At 41.4% G+C, this 17,625-nt stretch carries 18 protein-coding genes; 3 read left to right on the top strand and 15 right to left on the bottom strand.

Annotated elements, in window-relative coordinates:
* Positions 1 to 216 precede the first annotated feature (216 nt).
* The 9 genes from OSJ91_RS21405 to OSJ91_RS21445 all read right to left on the bottom strand — a co-directional run bounded on the left by OSJ91_RS21405 (position 217) and on the right by OSJ91_RS21445 (position 12,517).
* Positions 217 to 360, bottom strand: coding sequence for a hypothetical protein (locus OSJ91_RS21405; protein WP_485890376.1), 144 nt, complete (start codon positions 358 to 360; stop codon positions 217 to 219).
* A 154-nt stretch (positions 361 to 514) separates the two neighbouring features.
* Positions 515 to 1,657 (bottom strand): mannitol-1-phosphate 5-dehydrogenase, encoded by a 1,143-nt coding sequence (locus OSJ91_RS21410; RefSeq protein ID WP_413019420.1) that lies wholly within the window; start codon positions 1,655 to 1,657, stop codon positions 515 to 517.
* Positions 1,658 to 1,662: 5 nt separating this feature from the next.
* The gene (locus tag OSJ91_RS21415; protein WP_350299866.1) at positions 1,663 to 3,753 is read right to left on the bottom strand and encodes a BglG family transcription antiterminator; all 2,091 of its coding nucleotides are present in this window, start codon (positions 3,751 to 3,753) and stop codon (positions 1,663 to 1,665) included.
* Positions 3,754 to 3,839: 86 nt separating this feature from the next.
* Entirely contained in the window at positions 3,840 to 5,783 is a 1,944-nt protein-coding gene (locus OSJ91_RS21420; RefSeq protein ID WP_350299867.1) for a PTS mannitol transporter subunit IICBA, read from the bottom strand.
* A 201-nt stretch (positions 5,784 to 5,984) separates the two neighbouring features.
* The gene (locus OSJ91_RS21425) at positions 5,985 to 7,277 is read right to left on the bottom strand and encodes a CitMHS family transporter (RefSeq protein WP_485890377.1); all 1,293 of its coding nucleotides are present in this window, start codon (positions 7,275 to 7,277) and stop codon (positions 5,985 to 5,987) included.
* Positions 7,278 to 7,493: 216 nt separating this feature from the next.
* Positions 7,494 to 8,375: a helix-turn-helix transcriptional regulator gene (locus tag OSJ91_RS21430; protein WP_413019421.1), complete on the bottom strand. Its 882-nt coding sequence runs from the start codon at positions 8,373 to 8,375 to the stop codon at positions 7,494 to 7,496.
* Between the two features lie 132 nt (positions 8,376 to 8,507).
* A complete protein-coding gene (locus OSJ91_RS21435; protein ID WP_485890378.1) occupies positions 8,508 to 9,197 on the bottom strand; it encodes a response regulator in 690 nt (229 codons plus the stop codon).
* Positions 9,191 to 10,786, bottom strand: coding sequence for an ATP-binding protein (locus OSJ91_RS21440; RefSeq protein ID WP_350299871.1), 1,596 nt, complete (start codon positions 10,784 to 10,786; stop codon positions 9,191 to 9,193). The genes OSJ91_RS21435 and OSJ91_RS21440 overlap by 7 nt, the downstream gene beginning before the upstream one ends.
* A gap of 804 nt (positions 10,787 to 11,590) precedes the next feature.
* Positions 11,591 to 12,517, bottom strand: coding sequence for a DNA-3-methyladenine glycosylase family protein (locus OSJ91_RS21445; protein ID WP_434547747.1), 927 nt, complete (start codon positions 12,515 to 12,517; stop codon positions 11,591 to 11,593).
* 179 nt (positions 12,518 to 12,696) lie between these two features.
* On the opposite strand from OSJ91_RS21445, the gene OSJ91_RS21450 reads away from it, so the two are divergent.
* Positions 12,697 to 13,293, top strand: coding sequence for a bifunctional transcriptional activator/DNA repair enzyme AdaA (locus tag OSJ91_RS21450; RefSeq protein WP_350299872.1), 597 nt, complete (start codon positions 12,697 to 12,699; stop codon positions 13,291 to 13,293).
* Entirely contained in the window at positions 13,283 to 13,807 is a 525-nt protein-coding gene (locus tag OSJ91_RS21455) for a methylated-DNA--[protein]-cysteine S-methyltransferase (protein WP_350299873.1), read from the top strand. The genes OSJ91_RS21450 and OSJ91_RS21455 overlap by 11 nt, the downstream gene beginning before the upstream one ends.
* Before the next feature lie 61 nt (positions 13,808 to 13,868).
* On the opposite strand, the gene OSJ91_RS21460 is transcribed toward OSJ91_RS21455, so the two are convergent.
* The 5 genes from OSJ91_RS21460 to OSJ91_RS21480 form a co-directional block, all read right to left on the bottom strand.
* Positions 13,869 to 14,312, bottom strand: a complete 444-nt coding sequence (locus tag OSJ91_RS21460) for a DUF2690 domain-containing protein (protein WP_350302927.1) — start codon at positions 14,310 to 14,312, stop codon at positions 13,869 to 13,871.
* 84 nt (positions 14,313 to 14,396) lie between these two features.
* On the bottom strand, positions 14,397 to 14,858 hold the full coding sequence (locus OSJ91_RS21465; protein WP_350299874.1) for a DUF2690 domain-containing protein: 462 nt from the start codon (positions 14,856 to 14,858) through the stop codon (positions 14,397 to 14,399).
* A 372-nt stretch (positions 14,859 to 15,230) separates the two neighbouring features.
* Positions 15,231 to 15,419, bottom strand: a complete 189-nt coding sequence (locus OSJ91_RS21470) for a hypothetical protein (RefSeq protein ID WP_350299875.1) — start codon at positions 15,417 to 15,419, stop codon at positions 15,231 to 15,233.
* Positions 15,413 to 15,715: an NUDIX hydrolase gene (locus OSJ91_RS21475; protein WP_350299876.1), complete on the bottom strand. Its 303-nt coding sequence runs from the start codon at positions 15,713 to 15,715 to the stop codon at positions 15,413 to 15,415. The genes OSJ91_RS21470 and OSJ91_RS21475 overlap by 7 nt, the downstream gene beginning before the upstream one ends.
* A 158-nt stretch (positions 15,716 to 15,873) precedes the next feature.
* The gene (locus tag OSJ91_RS21480; RefSeq protein WP_230176643.1) at positions 15,874 to 16,140 is read right to left on the bottom strand and encodes a transporter suffix domain-containing protein; all 267 of its coding nucleotides are present in this window, start codon (positions 16,138 to 16,140) and stop codon (positions 15,874 to 15,876) included.
* A 261-nt stretch (positions 16,141 to 16,401) separates the two neighbouring features.
* Between OSJ91_RS21480 and OSJ91_RS21485 the strand changes: the two genes are divergently transcribed.
* Positions 16,402 to 17,082 (top strand): copper homeostasis protein CutC, encoded by a 681-nt coding sequence (locus OSJ91_RS21485; RefSeq protein WP_485890379.1) that lies wholly within the window; start codon positions 16,402 to 16,404, stop codon positions 17,080 to 17,082.
* Between the two features lie 79 nt (positions 17,083 to 17,161).
* On the opposite strand, the gene OSJ91_RS21490 is transcribed toward OSJ91_RS21485, so the two are convergent.
* Positions 17,162 to 17,584 carry a UPF0715 family protein gene (locus OSJ91_RS21490; protein WP_485890380.1) on the bottom strand — a complete coding sequence of 141 codons (423 nt, stop codon included), beginning with the start codon at positions 17,582 to 17,584 and terminating at the stop codon, positions 17,162 to 17,164.
* Positions 17,585 to 17,625 lie beyond the last annotated feature (41 nt).

Here is a 17,625-nt window from a genome sequence, read left to right on the forward strand (position 1 = left end):
AACCACGTAACACATTGCCGAATGCTTATCCGGAATCAAACTATGTAATGCTCCTCGACGAGAGTAAACACCATTTTACGAGTATTTGCTCCAAACTCACGAGTATTTGCTCTAAACTCACGAGTATTTGTGCCAAATTCACGAGTATTCGCTTCAAACTCACGAGTATTTGCTCCAAACTCACGAGTATTTGCTCTAAATTCGTGAGTAACGGCTCTAAATCTCTTGAAATAGCACCAAAATTTTAAGTAAATGCACCAAGCTCTCGATTTGTTGCACTAATCCTCCTTTTTTAAGCAATTCCTCATATTTTCTGCGCTTTTCACCAAACAAATCAAAACGATTACGATTTACATTCAAAAAAAACCCCTCTTGTCTTGACTGTCTTTCATTATAAAACGTAATGATTACTGTTTACAAGGTTTTTTTTGAGTTTTAAAGATTAACGGATGCCAGTTCCTTCTTTTTGAGTAAGAAAAAACTCCTGAAAAAAGATTTCAGGAGTTCTCGGCTTTTACTTCAAGTTGTTGTAGTGGTTGATAACTTCTTTAGTTATTTCGCTATTTTCATCCAATCCGCTAACTTCCTTAAGTGCTGAAGCTACACCGTGTTCTTTGATCATCGTTTGCAGTTTAAGGGCTTCTTCATCTTCGTTAAAATCAAAGAGTAAAGCGGCCGCTATCGCTTTCGCCAGATTAGTATAGGAAAGTCCGGCTTTCTTTGCTTCTACGGCAGGGCGGACGAGACGGTCGTTTGGCCCTAGCTTACGCAGCGGTGAACGTCCGACTCGATTCACCGAGTCATTCAGGTAGGAGTTTTTAAAACGATTAATGATTTTTTCGATATACTGCTGATGCTCACCTGCGTCCAAACCGTATTGCTTTATTAAATAAGCGCCCGTTTCCCCTAGGGTTTTCTTGACTTGCTCTACAATTCCTGCGTCCTCCAATGACTGGTCAATCGTAGATTTTTTATTTTTGAGATAACCGAGGTAAGCAATGACGGCGTGTCCTGTATTAACGGTAAACAGTTTTCTCTCAATGAATGGAGCGAGTTCTTTTACAATGGTCATCCCTTCAACGGCGGGAATGCTTTCCTTCGTTTCAACGACCCATTCATAATAAGGTTCCACCAAAACATCGAGTGATCCTTCGTTATTTTGGATAGGAACGATGCGATCGACCGCTGAGTTAAAGAAGTAGACTTTATCGGCTAGTTTTTCTTTTGTATCTTGATCCAATTTTTCTAGAATGTAGCCTTCTAAAAGGTCTGTTGCCGATATTTGGTTTTCACAAGCGATCACATATAGTTTTTCATCGGTTTCCTTCACTCTTGACGCTAACCCTTTTGCAATTAAAGGAGCGATATGAGGCAAAATATTGGGACCGATAGCAGTGGTGAGGTAGGTTGCTTCGGAAATTGCTTTTATGATTTCCTCTTCCTGCTTTAAACTGTTTAAACCCGAAACATTTTCTACTGTGACGGATTCTTGTTGATCAGTGGCAAGTTTGACTTGATATTGCTTTTTATCATTTAACTGGTTGATTATTTGATCAGCTATATCTACAAATGTCACATGATATCCAGATTGTGAAAAGAGCGCTCCGATAAAGCCTCTTCCAATGTTTCCTGCACCGAAATGTACTGCTTGTTTCATTACAATCATCCCTTTATCAAGTTAGTATATAAATAATCCAAAAATATGGCTTCCAGCCTTCTGTTAATCATTTCTTCGTCCGAAGATGAAAAAATCATGATGGATTCATTGCTTTCAATTAAGCTTGAACTTATTAAACTGACGATTTCCTGCTGCTTCACACTTAATTCTTCAGGTGCCAGCATCAGCAGTAAATTTTTCATATGGACGTCATTTCCGTCCATACCTTTGACCAGACGATAGTCCTCCAGGTGGGCCACCTGGAATATCAGTTCTTTTACATTCTTATGTCTCGTATGGAAAAGGCCCATTCCAGTGCCAGGAATGCCTAAACCACCTTTTTTTTCCCGTTCCTTCAAAGATCCGACCACATCATCCGCACCCATTAGCAGTTCTTCCGCTTCTGCCATCCTGACCATTTCTTCAATGATTTCTGGATGTCCTTTCAGATGCGGCAGCCGATAAAACCGGAAATTATCCATGATCGACTCGATGCTCTGCTGGGCATCCTTCAATTCCTGCAGCACTTCTTTCAATTCGCCATCCTCTTTTTTGGTCACGGTATCCTTATGGGCCGAATGACTGCCATAACGCTTATTCTTCGTGAAGTTTTCGATATTCTTCCTTAAATAATTCCTGATGTTCAAAATATTCTCTTCACTCAAAAGAGGGGATACAAGGATATAATCACTATCGATATATGGAAGCCGGACGGTAGAAATGATCACATCGTAGTTTTTCAGGCTGCCCTTCTGTTGGATGTCTTTGATCGTCTTGATTTCTACAGTCTCGATTTCGATGATTTCTTTTTTGATCCGGCTTGCAAGCATCTTCGACGTACCGATACCTGTCGGGCAAACGATGAGTGCCCTTATTGATATTTCTTCCTCCCGCAGCACTAATGCAGATCCGAAATGAAGGACGATGAAGGCTATTTCATCTTCAGGAAATTCTTTTATTTCTATGAAGCCCTTTTCCAGACTGGTCTTCACTGCCAAAAAGAGAACCGGATACTTTCGCTTAATATCTTCAGTTAAGGGGTTGTACAATCCCATTTCCTGTTTGATCCGGAAAAGCGATGGTTCCATATGGGCAAGGAGCCCCTGATACAATGGGAAATCCTTGGTCAAATCGATTTGCAGTTGTGCCGAAACATCTTTTATCAGGTTTCTTATCAGCTGGCCAAGCAACACACTGTCATATGGAATGGCATCCGCCGCATGAAGCTTGGAACCTTTAAGGATGGCTGCAAGGTAGCTTATATCATCGATGGTAAAAGAGACTTCCAGCATTGTGCTGAGTTCCTTGCCTATTTTATTCATGAGATTATTCTCATCGGAAAGTTCGCTTATTTTCTTGAAGTCCTTCTCCAAAAAATATTGGCTTTCATTCCTTTGCAGGGTTACATAAATATGTACAATTAACCCTATATACCCGCTATCCGCCAAACGAGAATGGACACTGTTAAAAGTGGAAAACAGCACCCCATCGATAGCCAGAAGATATTCGGGATCAAAATAGTCGAGGATTTTCGCTTCTGGAAATTTTCCTTCTTGCAGCAAAAATAAACTTTCAATCAGCTCTTCATTAAAGAAGTGCAAGAAATAGGCTGCCTGGGCTTTCCGTTTATTTTCTTCGTTGCCGGCAAGCTCTATTCCGACTCCCCTTTTTCTCGTAATCATGATATTAAAATTCTTTAACCATTCAGTCAGTTCGTCCAAATAGGTTGTAAGAGTCGTAATGCTTATACCGAGATCCCCCGCAAGAACTTGAGTTTTATATGATTCTTCCTGCAGTAAAGCTAAAAGGAGATGCAGCTTTCTTTCTTGCGGCGTTTGATCGATCGGATGATTGCCCATCAGGTGCTGTACAAGCCGAAAGACTTGCTCATTCTTCCCGTCGATGGACAGTCCCTCATGTGTATTGCGTGTTAAATGCAACTCGAATGATTGCAGGATTTTTTCTATGGACTTCAGATCGCGTTGAACCGTCCGGACACTAACATTCAATTGTGTCGCAATGGATAAGGCTGTATGTTTTCCTGAAGTTTTTATGATCAATTCTATGATAGATTTTTCCCTTGAAGTAATATACATGCTACCAACTCATTTCAGGTGGAGTAACACGAGAAAATACTGAATAGAAAAGCGTAAAACGCTTTTCTATTCTTGGTTAAGAGTATTTAATTATTTTCTACATTTATAATATCCATCAATTCCCTGGCTGATGTGGCTTTAACCATCTTTTCAATATTCTCCATGTCAGAGCAGGTAACTGCAATGCCAGATAGAATTTCAAGATGTGTCCCGTCCTTGCCGGCAATACCGAATATCAATCGTGCCTTTTGGCCGTCAAAGTCGACACCATCAGGAATTTGTAAAACGGTAAATCCAGATTTAAGGACATCTTTCTTAGCTTCCTCGGTTCCGTGCGGAATGGCTACATCATTCCCCATATAGGTTGAAGTCAATTCATCACGAGCAATCATCGCTTCAATATAGCTTTCCTTAACGTAACCTGCATTGACCAAAGCTCTCCCCGCAAAGCGGATCGCTTCTTCCTTATTGGCGAATTGTTGATTAAGGAAGACGTTTTCTTCGCGAAGCAATTCATTATCATCTTGCTCATCCTCGTTGATGCCAGGCTCGATTGAATGTTCACGAACACCGGGAACCTTCTCTTCAGCATCTTCGACGATTTCATGCAACACATCGGTACCGTCATCCTGAAGCCGTGCAAGCAATGAATCGTATTCAGGGCTCGATAGGAAATTATCGACGGATACATGATAAGCATTCGGAACTTTATTCTGTGCTCTTGGTGTTAACTCTTCCTGTGTTATGACGATTTGTGCATCTGCAGGAATGTTTGAGATCGCCGTATTAGTAACAGTAATACTCAATCCGGCTTCCTTCACCTTCTTGCGAAGGAGCGAAGCCCCCATCGCACTTGATCCCATCCCGGCATCGCAGGCAAATATTATTTTGCTGACGTTTGCTGGCATCGTACCCGGGTCTGAAGCGAATACATCGGCAACAGAGCTTTTCTTGCCTTTCATTTCTTGCATTTTTTTCGCGGCATCTTCAATATTCTCTTCAGATTGCTTTCCTGTTTTCAGGATGAATGCACCGACGATGAATGAAACGATGGCCGCTACGATGACGCCTGCAAAGTTAGCAATATATGCACCCGCATTATGCGGAGTTACTGCTGTAATGGCAAGTATGCTGCCTGGAGAAGCAGGAGCGAACAATCCTCCGCCTAGTAGGACCAAAGTGAAGACTCCACTCATGCCTCCAAGAATGACGGCTAAGAATAACATCGGCTTCATTAGGATATAAGGGAAATAAATTTCATGGATCCCGCCGAAGAAATGAATGATGGCAGCTCCTGGCGCCGATTTCTTCGCCGTTCCCTTTCCAAAAAAGCAATAAGCAAGCAGTACGCCGATACCTGGTCCAGGATTCGATTCCAGAAGGAACAGGATTGAAGCCCCTGTTTGTTTAACTTGCTCCACACCGATTGGTGATAGTACACCATGATTGATGGCATTGTTCAAGAACAATACCTTGGCAGGCTCGATCAGGATACTTGTCAACGGCAGTAAACCTGTACCGACAAGCCAATCGACTCCTGCTACAAGCCAGCCTGTAAATATGTCTACTGCAGGCCCGATGGCCAAGAAGGATAGAATGGACAGTAGGCCGCCAATTATCCCCGCCGAGAAATTATTAACAAGCATTTCAAATCCGGCTTTTATTTTCCCTTCAATCAATTGATCGAATTTCTTGATGACATAACCGCCGAACGGCCCCATTATCATGGCTCCAAGGAACATCGGGATGTCAGATCCGACGATGACGCCCATTGTCGCAATGGCACCGACTACGCCGCCGCGGTGGTCATGGATTAGCTTACCACCCGTATACCCGATTAAAAGCGGCAATAAAAACGTAACCATCGGTGTAACCATTTTGGCAAGGCTTTCATTTGGCAGGAAACCAGATGGGATGAATAGGGCAGTGATTAGCCCCCATGCTATGAAAGCTGATATATTCGGCATGACCATTGAACTTAGAAAGTTACCGAACTTTTGAACTGCAACTTTTATATTAAAGTGAGCCATTTTGCTCTCTTCCCTTCATATTAATATAGTTTCCTTTAATCTTAAGGTACGTACATTCCTCATTCAATAAAAGAAAAAGCTAACTTTGTCGCGAAAGAGAAGACAAACATAATGTATCTCACTTTTCCAGATTTATTCAGCGCTTTATACAGACAGAAAAGAGTCCCGTTCGCATCGTGACGAACGGGACTCTTTTGCGCTTTATAGTGGGATGATTCCCAATAGGACACAAACCACTATCATGACAAGCGTCGATCCGCATGCCCATTTCAGGAAAGTGCGCTGCAATGCACCGAAATCTTCCCCTACCATTCCAACCAATAAATAGGTAGATGGAACAAGCGGGCTTAATAGATGGACGGGCAGCCCCAATAGTGAAGCTCTGCCGATCAGGGCAGGATCAATTCCATAAGCAGCTCCCGCTTTAGCAAGTAATGGGAGCACACCATAATAAAATGCGTCATTAGACATGAAGAACGTAAAAGGTGCTGAGATGATGGCTGTGATGACAGCAAAATGTGCGCCCATTTGATCTGGAATATGCTGAATCAAAGAGTTTGCCATGGCATCGACCATTTCCGTACCGGCTAGGATTCCAGTGAAAACACCTGCTGCAAAAATCATCGAAATTACAGATAAAGCATTGTCCGCATAGTTTGCCACACGTTCTTTCTGATCACTGACTTTCGGATAGTTAACGGTAATGGCAATCGCGAAACCTACCATGAACAGAACCGCTGAAGGCATAAGTTCCATAATCAGCGCAACCAGCAGTGTAAGAGTCAATGCGTAATTGAATATTATCAATTCAGGCCGTTTAATATAAGCATCTTCCGTTGCAGCTGCCTGCTGTGCCACAACATGATAATCGACCTCTATGATCCCGATTCTCTTTCTTTCTTTTTTACCCAGGCAATATGCCATGAAAAGGACGAATAGGACTCCGCCAATCATCGCTGGAATGACAGGGGTGAAAACATCGGACATTTCAAGTTTTAAAGCTGTCATCACCCTTGCTGTAGGGCCTCCCCAAGGAAGAAGGTTCATGACTCCAGATGACGAAACGGCAATGCCGGCCAATACAAGCGGTCTCATTCCAATCCGTTTATATAGCGGAAGCATGGCAGAAATCGTTATCATATATGTAGTCGTACCATCTCCATCCAAGGAAATCAGCAAAGCCAGGACTGCCGTACCGATGGCAATTTTCACTGGATCACCTTTTACAAGCTTAAGAATCGTATTGATGATCGGGTCAAAAACCCCAGCATCAATCAAAATGCCAAAGAAAAGGATCGCAAATAAAATCATGATTCCCGTTGGCGCGACGTCTTTGATCCCTTCCAGCGCCATCTCACCCATTTCACCGCCAAACCCGCCAATAAGTGCAAATGCACTTGGTACTGCAATCAAAGCTATCATGGCTGAAAGTCGCCCTGTCATAATTAAAATCATAAACACTAATATCATCAAGTATCCTAATAAAGCGAGCATATCTGTCACTCCTTATCTTCTAATAAGATAAAGTGTATATGAAACCGCTTCATTTGTAAGCGTTCTCAATTTATTGTGTTTTAAAACTATTTAGTTAATTGTGTTCATTGTGTTCACGGAAACGTTTTTTCGAGGCTGAACCGAACGCCACTCCCCGGGTTGAATGGCGGGTTCTTTAAGGAAATCAGCGATTATTTAAGCAAACAATCCGCGCATTTATTCTTCAAATGATAAATTTGCCGGTCCATCCAAAAGGTCACAGCCGTAGTCTATATTGGTAGTTGGTGTATCGATGCTGACTTCCTCGAATTCCAGTTCATCGATCCATACTTGGCCACGCCCTGAAAGAAGGACCCCGAATGAAATGATGGCACTGTTTTCGGGTACATCCAGGACGATATAATAATGGTTCCATTCCGTATCGTTGACGATGGGCCGATTGCCCATATTGTCGAATTGCAAAACATCCTGAAGCGCATTATCCACCCTCATCCATAAACCACAAAACCCATCAACATCTTTTGATTTTAAAAAACCCGACAGTTTCATTCTTTTACCAAGGTAATTTTCCGCCTTGAATTGCTGCATCATCGTTGCAAATTCCTCCTTGGATTCCTTAGTGACGGATTTCAGGAAACCTGATGCCTGGCCTTTATGGAAGGTCTCCCGGTCAATTCCAATTTTATAATTGAATGGATGACTCCCGCTTAAATTCCATCCTTTTAATAATTGTTCGTTTTTCATCGTCATTTCCTCCTTTTGCAAAGTTAGTTTACTTACGAGTTTCCGGTATTGCCCTGGCGGCAGGTCATAATATTTCTTGAATGAACGAGTAAAGGATTCCTGTGTTTCAAAGCGGTAATATAAAGCAATGTCGATTATTTTTTCATCGGTATAAAGCAGCATGTTAGCTGCATTGGCGATCCTTCGATATCGAATATATTCAGATACGGTCACTCCAACCTCCTTTTGAAAAATACGATGATAATGAAACTTCGAAAAACCTGCGAATCGTGCGATGTTCTCTAAAGACAATTCATCTTGTAAGCTATTCTCTATATATTCAATCGTTTTTTGGATGATGGGGCTGTATCTCATTTCCGAACCTCCTTAAAAAAAGGATAACAGAAAAAAATATCGTTTTTTTGACATATATTGCTTTTTTATAATCTTATAAACCAGCATGCATAAAAAAACACCTCCAATCTTGAAGGTGTTTCACACTTAATTCTATTGAATTTTATAATATCTTCGCTCAGGTCTCCCCACTACCCCGTATACGACTTCCGCTTTACATTTCTTAACGGATATCAAGTATTCCAGATAGCGTCTCGCGGTTGTCCTGGAAGCACCGATCTGTCCGCTCACTTGCTCAGCTGACAAACCGATATCGCTTGCTTCGAGTACCTCGATCACTTTCGCCAAAGTGATTTCGTCGACCCCTTTCGGCAAGTCCGGCCCATCGTTCGATTCCGAAGCAGTAGAACCCTTTTTCAAAATGAGATCAACAAAATCCTGGTCTATCTCTTGTTTGGATTTCATCAGATGGACTTTCTTCAGATACTCTTCGATAACTTGGTTGAAGCGCTTCATTTCCACTGGTTTAATTAGATAATTCTCTACACCATAGTGAAGCGCCTTTTCAAGTTGTTCTTTATCCGTTGCCGCGGTAATCATGATGATATCCACATTCGGGAATTTTTTCCGTATGTCCGGAAGGAGGTCTGTACCAAGCTGATCTGGCATATAAACATCAAGCAAAAGCAAATCCGGGCTTTTTTGTTCCAAGATCCGAAGCGTTTTTTTTGCATTGACAGCTTTTCCGACCACTTCTATTTCATCAAAGCTTTTCAAGAATTTTTCATGGATATGCGCTACACGAAAATCATCTTCTGCGATGACTGCTCTTATCTTCAGCATTCTTTCCCTCCTCTCTGTTCTTTAGGAAGATACACGGTGAATATAGTATTGCCATCCTCGCTGTGGACTTCGATGATGCCGCCTAGCTCTTTTACGACATGATCAGCATTCGAAAGTCCATAACCACTCGGACTTCCGCTGTTTTTTGAAGTGAAACCCCGATCGAAAATATGGGCGATCGCATCCTCTGGTATTCCTTTTCCGTTATCACTCACTTCAAATACCATATCATTTCCGATATCTGTGGCGAAAAATTTCACGAGCGGCTCTTCCATGCTTGAAACCGCTTCAAGTGCATTATCGATAATATTGCCTAGAATCAAAGTTAGTTGGGACAATTTTATATGATCAGGCAGTTTCTCTAGGTAACTTTGTGCGTCTATTTCAAAAAAGATCTTCTTCTCCGATGCTTTCCCTATCTTGCCTAGTAACAAGGCTTGTACCTTTGTATCCTTTATCTGTTCGAACACGACACGGTTCAGGGAATGCAATTCGGATGTTTCGCTTTGAATCATTTCTATCGCTTCATCGTATTCCCCTAATTGTATCAATCCTGAAAGGACGTATAGTTTATTGGTAAATTCATGGGTTTGTGCCCTTAAATCCTCTGAATGCATCTTCACTTCAGATAATGTGTTTACCATTTCCTCAATTTCCGTTCGATCACGGAACGAAGCAACAACACCGCTTACCCCTTCACTATCGAAGATTGGCGTACAATTAACAATGATGGATTTGTCTTTCCATGAAATCTCCTTATCCATTTGCGGTTCACCGGACTTTAGCACTTCGAATAAATATTTCGAAGGAAATAGTCCGTCCACGTTCAAATGGCGAACGGACTCTTTTATATCCAGCAATTTTTTCGCCGGCTGATTCATCGAGGTAATCAGCCCATTTTGGTCAATGGCCAGAATACCTTCTTTCACCGATTGAAGCACTGCATTTTTTTCTTTATATAAATTGGCGATTTCAAATGGTTCCAGTCCCAGTGTATCTTTACGGATGCTTCTTGCCAGCATATAACTGCCAATGATCGATATCATGATGGCCACTAACGATACAACCATCTCTTTGGACAAATCCTTGAAAATTTGGGCGCGGACATCGTCCACTAAAAAACCGACGGAGACGATTCCAATTATTTTTCCATCCTCATTGAATACCGGTGACTTCCCCCGAATGGAAAGACCAAGTGATCCTGCCGCTTCGGAGACATAATATTCACCTTCCCGAATGGCCCTGCTATTATCCCCGCCTTCCATCCGCTTCCCAATTTCGGAAACCAGCGGATGAGAATAGCGAATTCCCTCTGCATTTCCTACAACGATGAACTCAGCACCTGTTTCCCTGCGGATCTTTTCGACAATCGGCTGAATTATGCCAGCGGGATCATCCGTTTCAAAGGCCTCTGTAACGGTAGGCATGAAGCTAATCGTCTTTGAAAGTTCCAACGCCAATTGACCTTTATCCTTAGCTATTTGTCTTCCTTCCATATAGGAAAAAGTAGTCGTCAATAATAGAATCAAAAACAGGCTCAACGATAAGACTAACCCGAGAATCTTTGTTTCCAGCGATACTTTCCTCATATTCAACAGCATCCTCTATTTTCATTTTCATTCACTATATTTTATAGGAGCATAATGATTTTACCATTTCTATTAAATATTGAACATTGTTGGCCGTTTATTTCGCCACATTCAAAAATGAAAGGATTTAAGCAACAAAAAAGGGAGTGCCAAAAAATATTCTTGAATCCTTTTCAAATGCTATCATCACCCTTTTGCTGATTTACGATTTTTTTCCAGACTTTTTTCTTTCTGGATAACGTTTCACCTGAGGTACAATCGGTTTATTCTCAGTGTCCTATTTAAGAAAGATGGTCACGCCGAACATGGTGGGAGGTTCAAGGAGCAGTTGCTACCATATCTTTTCGTATTGGAAGAAAGCAAAACAAGCTGAAACATTAAATGCTCAGAGGAAACATCTCCTTTGAGCATTTTTTCAAAAACAACTATATGAATTGATTTGTCTTGTACCGATGCCAAAAATCGTCCAGAACCTGCCTTTCCACCTGAAGCCGGCAACAGAACGCGGACCGACGAAGATGGGGTAATACCAGAAACGCGCACCATTGTTTAGCCATATAAAAGTATTCCTGAACCTGTTTTATCTCCGAAATTAGTGATATATCAACGATACTTGCAGGTTTATCTCCGAAATTAGTGATATATCGACGATACTTGCTGTTTTATCTCCGAAAATGGAGATATATCGACGATACTTACAGGTTCATTTCCGAAAATAGAATTATATCAACGATACTTGCAGGTTTATCTCCGAAATTAGTGATATATCGACGATACTTGGTGTTTTATCTCCGAATATAGGATTCAATATAGCAATCTCCATAAATAGAACGTCGCGTAGGATTCCCAATCGGCCCACGCTTCCGAAAGTTTCAGGATTTCCGTTTTCGTTGGTTTTGCTTCCGTTTGCATGACCAGTTTCATGGAATTATGCAGCCCGACGTCATCGATGGGAAAGGCTGCTGGAAAACGCAAACAGCGCATCAAGACATAGTTCGCTGTCCACGGACCGATTCCCCGTATTTTGGTCAGCATTTTTTCAGCCTCTTTTACATTCTTTGCATTCAACAGCTTTTCTTTAGTAAGTTCCCCTTCTGCAATCAGTTGAGCAACACCTATTAAATATTCACACTTCTTCACCGTCATCCTCAAATCGGCAAAATCTTCGACCGTCAATTTCGCGATCACCTCAGGCGCCGGAAACAGCCAATATTGCTTTCCTTCGAATTCAACATATTCACCAAATCCCTCCACAAGCCTCCGTTTCAAGGTATAGGCATAGGTCAAGTTTATCTGCTGACCAAGTATTCCCCAGGCAATCGCTTCAAATAAATCAGGGATGCCCATATTTCTCAAACCGAAGAATTGGCTTACCGGCTTTTGCAATATAGGGTCATTTTGGGCGAGCTCATAAAAAGGAAGCAGATTTGTCTCAAAATCGAACCAGTGACGAACGTATTGGGAAACAGCATCCTTTACCTGATTATCCATCGGTGCAGTTCGTGCTGGAAACCGAACGGTCAGATCCGTTTCATTCACCGCACTGATTTCTATTAAAAGTGTCTCATTTTCGACAACAAGTGCTCGATAAATTTTTTGATCAACAATATCGAACAGACATTCATTGGAGGATCTTGATAAGTATTTAAGATTTTCCGAAAAACTAAACTCTTTTGGTGCTCGAATTCTCAATTCAATCATGCCTTCATCATTTGATAATGCCTCTTTCATTCTGCTCCTCCTTTAGTATTCTTGCTCTTCCCTTCAAATAGCACTTCATTCAACTTCCTTATTTTAACAGAAAAATAGTCATCTCCCCTAACTCGAACAATTACGTTATCTTGCTTTTACATTCCCAAAATGTTTGTATAGAAACCCTTTCTTGTATACTAAATGGAGAGGTGAATGCAGTGAATCCGAAAAAAGCAGATTTCCCGAATGAATATTGGAAAGCTATTATAGATTGTGATGCAGCATATGATGATCATTTTTTATACGGAGTAATTACGACGGGCATCTTTTGCAGGCCCTCCTGTAAATCCAGGGTGCCGAATAAGGAAAACGTGAAGATTTTCAAAAATGCCATGGTGGCTTTGGATGAAGATTTCCGGCCTTGTAAACGATGTAAACCGGAAGGACTGAATTTACCGACGGAAGAATGGGTTGAACAAATAGCCGAATGGATCGACACCCATTACAGCGAACCCCTCACTTTGAACAAATTGGCGGATATTTCCCACGGCAGCCCATATCACTTGCAACGATCATTCAAGCGTGTGAAGGGGATATCGCCCACTGAATATATTCAACGGCTTCGCCTTGACAAAGCGACGAGGCTGCTGGAAAACTCCGAACTGCCGATAACTGAAATAGGCTTCGCTGTCGGGTTCTCTAGTACACCCTACTTCATGACGTTATTCAAAAGGAAAATGGGGAATACCCCTTCAGGATATCGGAATGCATATCTCAAAACTCAAGCTTTGGAGCGTGAAGAAAATGAAGAATGATAAAGAACAAACCATTGACTGGGCCATATTGCATTATGATAAGTGGCAATTATATGTGGCCAAGACGGAAAAAGGGCTTTGCTATGTAGGCTCTCCCGGTCAAACGTATGAAGAACTGAAGTCCTGGATACAAAAACGCTTTCCAATGGCGAGCCTTGTTGAAAATGAAAAAGCATTAAATCCCTATCTAAAAGAACTACAAGAATATTTCGAAGGAACCAGGCAGACTTTCTCTCTTCCCGCAGATGTAAAAGGCACGCCCTTTCAACAAGAAATTTGGGCGGCGCTGAATCAAGTACCCTACGGAAAAACCTGTTCCTATTCCGATATTGCCCAAATCATCCAAAGACCTGCAGCTGTTCGGGCGGTTGGTACGGCCATTGGTGCCAATCCTATTCTGATCACGGTGCCATGTCACCGGGTCATCGGAAAAAACGGGGCCATTACCGGTTACCGGGGAGGTACGGAGATGAAACGATATCTACTTCAATTGGAAGCGGAAATGAAACCGTGAGTACAATCTGACCGCAAAAAAAAGCATCCCACTATAAGGATGCTTTTTTTGCCTTTGTTTTTCAGTACCAAATGGTCACCGCTTTATTATATGCATCACTATTAGGGATCGCATGTATCCCTTGGGCCTGTGCTTTGCGCGGGTCATAATCATATACCATTGGTGTATAGCACGCGGTCTGCCCGATATTCACAACACCATTGCCCCCGGAACTGGCGCATGTATAGGCCTTACCATCAGTACTTCGGACGATCCTGGCATCCGCTTCATGGTTGTATACCGCGGGGCGTGTTACGGTCACTTTTGCCCAGGCTGTTTTACAGACAGTGCTGAATTTCAATTCTACATACGAATTGGAATCGATCCATTTTTTATCCTTCGTTACCGCCGAACTTGCACAACTATTATAGTATGGACTTTTTCCATCATAGGTGTGTGTTTCGGCCAGTGCTTGATTTTTTCCAAAAGCAAAGTCGACAAGAAACATCGACAGTGTCATCACCATGGATAAACCTATCATTTTAAGCTTTTTATTCAATTCATTCATCCTTTCTTTGCAAAAATATAGATGAAGGTTTTTCCTTTTTTATTAATACCAATCGGTTTCACCTGCTGTATATGGCCAAAAAGCGACCGCTTTTGCTTTTCGCGGATCTAAATCATATACCATTGGTGTATAGCATGATGTTTGGCCTTTATTTATTTCACCATTTCCTCCAGGAGATGCACAGCTAAATTGTTTATTATCAGTATTGCGGACAACCAATGCCGTTGCCTCCCCATCTGTTTGAGCCGGCCTGCTTAGAGTGATCTTCGCCCAGGCGGTTTTACAAACAGTGCTGAATTTCAACTCCAAATTGGCAGAACCGCCATTGGCATAAATTTTCACGGACTTCTTCGTGACAGCGCTATTCGCACAACTATTATAGTAAGGACTTTTTCCATCATAGGTGTGTGTTTCTGCTGAAGCTTTGCTTGCAAAAGAATCAAGGGAGCCAAAAAGGACTAAAGAAGCTACAAAAAATGAAATGCATAAAACCATTTTTTTCATTATTTCACTCATCCCCTTAACAAAATTTATACACTGTTCATCTTACAATTTTGTAATATTCTTACAAGTGATAAAATCCCTAGTTCATGAAAAACTACAGCCCCGCCTTTAACTTGCAGCCTGCCATCACTATTACAGTCTGGTATGTCACGCTTTATCAACTGAATCAGCGCAGAGCCAAAGTCATTATCCCTATGAGCAATTCAGGACAAATAAGGTAACAACTAAGGACATATGCGTATCGAGCTGAGACAAAACGAGCCAATAGGCTGCCGTTGATCGGTAAGGATACAGGTCGATGTACTTAATGTTTTTTTCAAGAAAAAAGAAAAGCCCCAACAAAACTCGAATCGTTTTGTCGGGGCTTTATTTTCATTTAGCGAGGTTTTCTCTGATCAATCTAATGGTGCTTTCATAATAGGAAAGATCATGCGGAACGAACTCATCCCGTCCAACAAATCGATCGATCTTCATCCTAAGGCCTTCGTGATTCATTTCAAATTCCTTAATATTCACTTTGTCCTTCGCTTCGGTCCAAAGCTCTTCGAAGTCATTCAGCACAACCTTGAAACCTCTTCTGGCTGCAGGGTGAAATCATCGAAGCTATGTGCAGTTTCATATAGAAAGACGTTTGGCAGTTCTTTGTCGATGAAATCCTCTTTCGTTTGATAGTATTGAATGATCACTAATGGAACCAACTCGTCAAATGCAGCGTCAATGTCTATTTCTTCTTTAATCTCCCTGACTCCGTCATATACCGTTTCATGAGCCAGTAAATGGCCGGCAGCCGTAATATCCAATAGATTCGGATAATCTTTTTTTATCGCACAACGATGCTGAAGATATAGGAAATCCACACCCGCTTCCGAACTTGCGAACCAGCAGGCCAATGTCCCAATCTATGTACTTCCTCACGCGAAGCCATGCCGGTTTGAATGCGATCGGAATCGAAAACTTTCAACAATTCAGTTTCCAATGGAGCTTCACTCCTAGCCCTTTTTTATAAAAAACAGCTTCATCCTTTTTCTTTTCTCCAATTTTTCGGGTTTAAATAACCTTTATATTTAGCAGCCACTTCTTTCCCGACCAAAAGCGCTCCTGCCCAAAACATCACTTCCGCAAAGACGATCGCACCTGTTATGACCCCCGCTTTAACCGCAGTCGAAAATGGCGTAAAAGGAGCTACGACTGGAATGATCCAAGTGAGAAGGGAAATGATCAGGAATCCCATCCCTACTTTGTAAAACCTCGATTTCTTTATTTCCTTACTTTCTTTATCCAATTAAATAACCTCCGTCATGATGATTTTCATTTAATTACCCTGCCGAACATTCCACTTTCAAATATACCATTGAATATATTCTTTTTTTATACGTATGAATGTTCATTTCGTTTCATAAATAGTGAAATAAAGATATTCCATTTGAGGAAAACTAGAGCAAGTATTTGATTAGACGTCATTGTATCTATTAATGAATTGACTTTACGATTCTTAATGGATTTAATAATCTTATAACACTTGCATGCAGGAAAGGAAAATCCAATGTACATTGAATTCATTGCCACAACGATAGAAGATGCCATTATAATCGAAGAATCGGGCGCAGACCGAATCGAGCTTGTCAGTTCTTTAGCCGAGGGGGGATTAACTCCCAGCCACGCCCTGATAGAAGCTGTCGTCAATTCAGTAAAGATACCAGTCAACGTGATGGTAAGGCCTCATAGCCAGTCGTTTTGTTATACGCAAAATGATTTGGAAATCATGAAAAAAGATATCCAAATCATTCGATCACTGGGAGCGAACGGGGTCGTATTAGGTGCATTAAATGAAAAAAGTGAAATCAATCGACCATACCTCGAAGAACTATTGACAGTATGTGAAGGTTTGGAGATTACATTCCACCGAGCCATCGATGAAACAAACGACCCAGTCATTTCAACTGAAATGCTAGCACAATATCCAGAAATCACAACGATATTGACCTCAGGTGGGCATGGGGATTTCCCCAGCCGCATGAAAACGATTCAACAAATGAAAAGAGTCTGCGGCGACATAGCAATACTGGTTGGAAGCGGGTTGAATAAGGGTAATATCCTTTCTATCCATTCCGAACTGCATACCGGTCACTATCATTTCGGTACGGCTGTTCGAAAAAATAACAGTATCATTGAAGGAGTTACATTAGAAAAAGCTAAAGAAATCGTAAACTTGCTAAAGAAATAATGCCGGGAAGGGACCATTTAACTGGTCCCTTCTGTTTGTAGACAAAAGGGGTTCTATCTAAATTTTTGAAGGTCCCTTTTTATGATGCAGAGCTCTTTTTTTGTAAAAAGACCGAGTCCCAAAACCAAAAAAACAGTGCCGCTAAAAGGCTGATTGCATAGTAATTCTTTGTAGTTAAAATATCCATGCTGAAGTCAAAATTAAGCACCGAACTATAAATGAATACGGCCGGCAAAGAGAAAAAAATATAAAGGTAAAAATAGTTTAAACTGAATTTTTTAGGATGTTTATTGAAAAGGACCTGTACCGGAACAGCAAATAATAAATAAGGGATAACGACATAAAAAGAAATCACGATAATGCCAATCACCCCCCAGGTACCCAGGCTGAATACAACCAACACCGTGGAAAGCGACAGACAGGAAGAAACTAGACTAAAAAAATAATAAGGAATCACATCGCTTAGCTCCGAAACCTTTTGACTGATTTTCCAAAGTTCCATTTTAACCCATCCCTCGAGATGACTTGAATTTTTTTTATTCC

The organism is Bacillus sp. T-10(2022), from assembly GCF_056502895.1.